The sequence below is a fragment of the Stutzerimonas stutzeri genome (assembly GCF_000935215.1).
Classification (GTDB): Bacteria; Pseudomonadota; Gammaproteobacteria; order Pseudomonadales; family Pseudomonadaceae; genus Stutzerimonas.
Genome location: NZ_JXXD01000314.1, coordinates 1 through 941 on the forward strand (window position 1 = coordinate 1; position 941 = coordinate 941).

Here is a 941-nt window from a genome sequence, read left to right on the forward strand (position 1 = left end):
GTTTTTGGCCGCCGCGAGCACCTCGCAGCAGCCATTTTCCGCATTAGGGGGCATGCCGAGATAAGGCAAAAATTAGGACATTCGTTCTGTAACCTGCTGTATCTAAAGGATTAACTTTGAGAGGCGCTGCTCAGTAGTGGCGGCTAAATATTGATCAATTATCTATGCCGAGATAATTGCAGATAATTCCCGCCGTCCGTACCCAGCGCGAGTTCATAAGATTGGAGAAATGCCGAGTTAGAGGGCCTGCGAACAGCTTTGGTCGAGGCTTTGCGCTTCGACGCATAACGGCTGCTTAGTACTGGGGGCTCTCCCAGAAGCGACAAAGGCGGCCTCAACGAGACCGCCTCAAACCAAGTTTCATCACCGGTACACGCACCCGGGAGAGGAAGCTCTTGGGCAGGTTTCAATAATAACACCGATCAAAGCGTCACTGCCAAAGCCCTCTCGCACTGCCGAGTAGCCTTCAGATAGTGTTCATTCGCTCTCTCTCGAAGCTACGGTGCGGATGGTTCGAGACCATCATGCGCAAACTCGGGGCCAAGATGACATTATCAAATGGCCAATTATCCTGGAGGCAGTTATGGAAAGGCTCCGCGAAAAACTGGATTTGCCGAGAGGCCACTACTATCTGCACGTCGCCGTACTGGCGGGCCTGCCGGTGTCGTTGATCTCCGATTTGGCAAGCGAGTTGGAGCGATCGCCAGCGCAGATCGCGCAGTGGATCACTGCGTCCCCCGGCAGTGCCGTGATGTCTATACAGGCTGGTGAGGTGTTCTGTCGTCTTATCGAGATCCTCGATGCGCTATTGGAGCTGTACGATGGGGATCTAGGAGGTGCGCTCCACTGGCTAACGGCACCGAATGTCGTGCTGTCCAATGAGAGGCCGGTCGAGGGGGTTTGGGGAGCAACGGAACGGAAAGTGCACTTAAGCCCAGCGC

The 941-nt window shown here is 54.7% G+C and carries 1 pseudogene; it reads left to right on the forward strand.

Annotated features, from left to right (window positions below):
• Positions 1 to 583 precede the first annotated feature (583 nt).
• A pseudogene (locus LO50_RS22325) lies at positions 584 to 941 on the forward strand (hypothetical protein); the annotation flags it as partial.